General features: G+C 71.0%; 4 protein-coding genes. All 4 read right to left on the bottom strand.

The window, feature by feature from the left end; genetic code table 11:
• Positions 1-252: biotin/lipoyl-containing protein (locus tag H5J26_RS28325; RefSeq protein ID WP_303647250.1), on the bottom strand; the 252-nt coding region annotated here is incomplete at its 3' end.
• A 111-nt stretch (positions 253-363) separates the two neighbouring features.
• Positions 364-1752 (bottom strand): dihydrolipoyl dehydrogenase, encoded by a 1389-nt coding sequence (gene lpdA / locus H5J26_RS28320; RefSeq protein WP_181768817.1) that lies wholly within the window; start codon positions 1750-1752, stop codon positions 364-366.
• Between the two features lie 423 nt (positions 1753-2175).
• Entirely contained in the window at positions 2176-3723 is a 1548-nt protein-coding gene (locus H5J26_RS28315; RefSeq protein ID WP_181768816.1) for a leucyl aminopeptidase, read from the bottom strand.
• 190 nt (positions 3724-3913) lie between these two features.
• Complete coding sequence (cobS, locus tag H5J26_RS28310; RefSeq protein ID WP_181768815.1) at positions 3914-4783, bottom strand: adenosylcobinamide-GDP ribazoletransferase; 870 nt, start codon at positions 4781-4783, stop codon at positions 3914-3916.
• Positions 4784-4952 lie beyond the last annotated feature (169 nt).

Here is a 4952-nt window from a genome sequence, read left to right as displayed (position 1 = left end):
CTGTGCCGGAGAGGCCCCGTCGTCGATCACGGCCAGCTCGGCGCCGACCTCGACCGTCTCGTCCTCGGCGACCTTGATGGAGGAGAGCGTGCCGGCCGCGGGGGCCGGGATCTCGGTGTCGACCTTGTCGGTGGAGACCTCGAGCAACGGCTCGTCGGCCTCCACTTGCTCACCCTCGGCTTTCAGCCAGCGGGTGACGGTGCCCTCGGTGACGCTCTCGCCGAGCGCCGGCAGGGTTACGGAAACCGCCATGGTTTCGGTTGCTCCTAACGGAATGGTGCGGATGCGGGTCGCGCCCGGACTCTTCCCCCGAGGCCCCTCCCCGTCGCTTCGCCGGGAGGACCCCCAGGGGAGGCCGAATCATCAGTCGTGGGAGTGCAGCGGCTTGCCCGCGAGGGCCAGGTGGGCCTCGCCGAGCGCCTCGCTCTGCGTCGGGTGTGCGTGGATCAGCTGCGCGACCTCGGCCGGCAGCGCTTCCCAGTTGTAGATCAACTGTGCCTCGCCCACCTGCTCGCCCATCCGGTCACCGACCATGTGGACGCCGACCACGGCACCATCGCGGACCTGGACCAGCTTGATCTCGCCCGTGGTGTTGAGGATCTTGCTCCTGCCGTTTCCGGCGAGGTTGTACTTGAGGGTGACGACCTTGTCGGCCCCGTAGATCTCCTTGGCCTTCTCCTCGGTGACGCCGACGGAGGCGACCTCGGGGTGGCAGTAGGTCACGCGCGGCACGCCGTCGTAGTCGACCGGCACCGGGTTCAGCCCGGCCAGCCGCTCGGCGACGAGGATGCCCTCGGCGAAGCCGACGTGCGCGAGCTGGAGAGTCGGGATGAGGTCGCCGACGGCGGAGACCGTCGGGATGTTCGTACGGCAGTACTCGTCGGCGAGGACGAAGCCGCGGTCCATGGCGACCCCGGCCTCCTCATAGCCCAGGCCCTGCGAGACGGGGCCGCGGCCGATGGCGACGAGCAGCACCTCCGCCTCGTACTCCTTGCCGTTGGCGAGGCTGACCTTCACACCGTTGTCGGTGTACTCGGCCTTCTCGAAGAAGGACCCGAGCGAGAAGGAGATGCCGCGCTTGCGGAAGGCGCGCTCCAGAAGCTTCGAGCTGTTCTCGTCCTCTGCCGGTACGAGGTGGGGGAGACCCTCCACGATCGTCACGTCCGTGCCGAACGACTTCCAGGCGGAGGCGAATTCGACGCCGATGACACCGCCGCCGAGGATGATCGCGGACTCCGGGACGCGGTCCAGGTGCAGCCCGTGGTCCGAGGAGATGATGCGGTTCCCGTCGATCTCCAGGCCGGGGAGCGACTTGGGCACCGAACCCGTCGCGAGCAGGATGTGACGGCCCTCGTAGCGCTGGCCGTTGACGTCGACGGAGGTGGGGGAGGAGAGACGGCCCTCACCCTCGACGTAGGTGATCTTGCGGGAGGCGACCAGCCCCTGAAGGCCCTTGTAGAGCCCCGAGACGACGCCGTCCTTGTACTTGTGCACCCCGGCCATGTCGATGCCCTCGAAGGTGCTCTTGACCCCGTACTTCTCGCCTTCGCGGGCCTGGTCGGCCAGTTCGCCGGCGTGCAGCAGGGCCTTGGTGGGGATGCAGCCCCGGTGCAGACAGGTGCCGCCCAGCTTGTCCTTCTCGATCAGGGCGACGTCCAGACCCAGCTGTGCCCCGCGCAGGGCGGCGGCATAGCCGCCGCTACCGCCGCCGAGGATCACTAGGTCGAAAACGGTGCTGGCGTCGTTCGCCACGTCACGTCCTCCATGCATGGGTACGCCGGAGCCGGTCTCCTTGTGACCGGGCGGCAAAATGTTCGGCCGCTGTCTTGCTCGGCCCTGGTCTCGGCTTGGTGAAGCCGCGCTGGGGCCCTGTCCTGCCGGGGACCCATCTTCGCACTTGTCGGCGTGCAACGGGACGCGGGGCCGTCTACCGGGCGGTACGACGGTGATCGCCGGGGGCGAACGTGCCTGTACCGCAAGGCGACAGCACGATGTACCCCGCACGCGGGGGCGGAAGTGTGAGCCTGCTCACTCGGCCGTCGCGGGCCCCTGTCGCGGCGGCCCCGCCCGATCACGGTGACCGCCGCGCACGCACGGGTACGGGCGTCAACCGGTGCCGGTCCCAACGGAATCCGGCACCGGTCGACGCTCGCGAACCCTGCCTGCCGTGCCGTATCAGCCGATGTCGCCGGCCGCCGTGCGCTCAGCGAGCCGGACCAGGGTGCGGACACCGGAGCCGGTGCCGCCCTTCGGTGTGTAGCCGAAGGGCCCCGCCTCGTTGAACGCCGGGCCGGCGATGTCCAGATGGGCCCAGACGACGTCCTCGTCGACGAACTCCTTCAGGAACAGGCCCGCCACGAGACCGCCGCCCGGGCGCTCCCCGATGTTGGCGATGTCGGCGACGGGGGACTCCATGCCCTTGCGCAGGTGGGTCGGCATCGGCATCGGCCAGGACGCCTCGCCCGCCTCCTCGGCCAGCTCGTGAACGGTGGTGCGGAAGGCGTCGTCGTTGCTCAGCACGCCGAAGGTGCGGTTGCCCAGTGCGAGCACCATGGCGCCGGTGAGCGTGGCCACGTCCACGATCGCGTCCGGCGACTCCTCGCAGGCGCGGGTCAGCGCGTCAGCCAGGACGAGACGGCCCTCGGCGTCGGTGTTGAGCACCTCGACGGTCTTGCCGCTGTACATGCTGAGCACGTCACCGGGGCGGGTGGCCGAGCCCGACGGCATGTTCTCCGCGAGTGCCAGCCAGCCGGTCACGTTGACGCGGAGCCCGAGACGGGCGGCCGAGACGACGGCGGCGAAGACGGCGGCGGCGCCGCTCATGTCGCACTTCATCGTCTCGTTGTGGCCCGCGGGCTTGAGCGAGATGCCGCCCGAGTCGTACGTGATGCCCTTGCCGACGAGGGCGATGGTCTTCTTGGCCTTGGGGTGGGTGTGGCCGATGCGCACGAGCCGCGGCGGGTTGTCCGACCCCTGGCCGACGCCGAGGATGCCGCCGTAGCCGCCCTTTGCCAGCGCCGCCTCGTCCATCACCTCGATGTTCAGGCTGTGTTGCTTGGCGGCCTCACGGACGTGGTCCGCGAAGGCGATCGGAGTGAGGTCGTTGGAAGGGGTGTTGATCAGATCGCGCGCGCGTGCGACCTCGGCGGCGAGCACCTCGGCACGCTCTGCCGCGGCCTTGTGCGCCTTGTCGCGCGGCTTGGCGCCGACCAGGACGATCTCGGCGAGCGGGGCGCTCGCGCCCTTGTCCTTCGCACTCCGCTTGCCGCCCTTGGCGTCGGAGTCGCTGCGGTACGTCGTGAAGGAGTACGAGCCCAGCAGCGCGCCCTCCGTCACCGCCGCGACCGCGGCCGCGTCCTCGACGGGCAGCGCGAAGGCGGCCTTCTTCGTGCCGGACAGCGCGCGTGCGGCCGTACCTGCGGCGCGGCGCAGCGTCTCCAGGTCGTAGGACTCGGCCTTCCCGGGGGCCTCGCCCAGGCCGACGGCCAGCACGACGGGCGCCTTGAGCCCGCCGTCGGGCGCCGGAAGCTTGGTGGTCTCGCCCTCGCTGCCGGCTGCGCCGAGTGCGTCCAGGGTCGCGGCGAGCTTCCCGCCGTACGCCTTGTCCACGGACTCGCCGCCGAGAGCGACCACGGGGCCCTTGGCGCCCTTGGCGACGCCGATGACGACGACGTCCGCGCGCTGGGCCGTGGCGGACGAGGTGCTGAGAGTCAAAGCAGACACGGTGTGGGGAACCTTCTTCCTGTTCGGACGCCGGAAAAGCGGATCGCCGGATACGGGTGAACGGCTTCCGGCACATCGGGCATCGTATGCCCGCGTAGACCGTCGTATGCGGGAGACCATACGCTCACCGCTCACGTCAACCCCCGCCCCAGGGGCCGGTGGTGGGGGCCCGCGGACCGCGCGAGGGTGATCAGCCGAGCGCGAGCACGACCAGCGCCGCGGTGGCCCCGGTCTCGGCCAGAGCGCCGAACACGTCCCCGGTGACTCCGCCCAGGCGACGGCGGCAGTGCCTCAACAGCAGCTCGGCGGCGGCGAGTCCGAGCAGCACGGCGAGGGCGCACGTCACGGCGCCGAAGACCGCGTCCCACAGGTACACGGCCGCTCCTGCCGCGGCGGCGGTCACCGTGACCACCGCGACGACGACGCCCGCGGTGCGTACCGGAACCGTTCCGGCGACGACGGCTCCCAGCCCGTCCTCGCGTGCCGCAGGAACACCCGAACGAGCTGCCAGCGTGAGCGCGGTGCGCGCGGTGACGGCGGACACGGTGAAGGCGAGCGCCCCGTGCGCCCATCCTCCTTGCTCGTAGAGCTCGTTGACCACCGCGATCTGCGCGAGCAGCACGAAGACGAGCGTGAGGACCCCGAACGGGCCGATGTCCGACTGCTTCATGATGCGCAGCGCGTCTTCGGGGGGCTTCGCGCTGCCCAGCCCGTCCGCGACATCCGCGAGACCGTCGAGGTGCAGCGCGCGGGTGAACAGCGCGGGCACGGCGACGGTGAGGATCGCGGCCAGCAGAGCCGAGGTGCCCAGCAGCAGTGCGACGGCGCCCAGGGCGGAGGCCGTGAGCCCCACCAGCAGACCGATGAGCGGAGCCCACTCCATGCCCCGCCGCGCGGCCTCACGGTCCCAACGCGCGGTCCGCACGGGGATGACGGTCAGCGTGCCCAGCGCGAAACGCAGTCCGTCCTGAACGGTGGCCGGCCTGTCGGAGCTGTCGGAACTGCCGGTGCTGTCGGGGCCGCTGCTCGCTTCGGGCCCGTCCGGCGGAGAGGCGTCCATCGCAGCGCAGGTTAGCGCTTCACCGTGCGGAACGGCACCGGTCGGGGAGAGCCGCTTCGCCGGTCAGGCTCAAGTGGCGTCCAGCGCTTGGGCGTTCGCCCCGGCATCGCCGCCGTCGTCCTCGGCGTCCGCTGCCTGCTTCTCCGCCGCGTCCTCCTCGCGTACGGGC

The sequence above is a fragment of the Streptomyces albidus (ex Kaewkla and Franco 2022) genome (assembly GCF_013870515.1).
In the GTDB taxonomy this organism is placed as follows: Bacteria; Actinomycetota; Actinomycetes; order Streptomycetales; family Streptomycetaceae; genus Streptomyces; species Streptomyces albidus.
This window is presented reverse-complemented; position numbering and strand designations above follow the sequence as displayed.

What these genes read in the sequence shown, in the direction of transcription:
- cobS (WP_181768815.1), bottom strand. Translation starts at nt 4,783, where the DNA reads ATGGACGCCTCTCCGCCGGACGGGCCCGAAGCGAGCAGCGGCCCCGAC.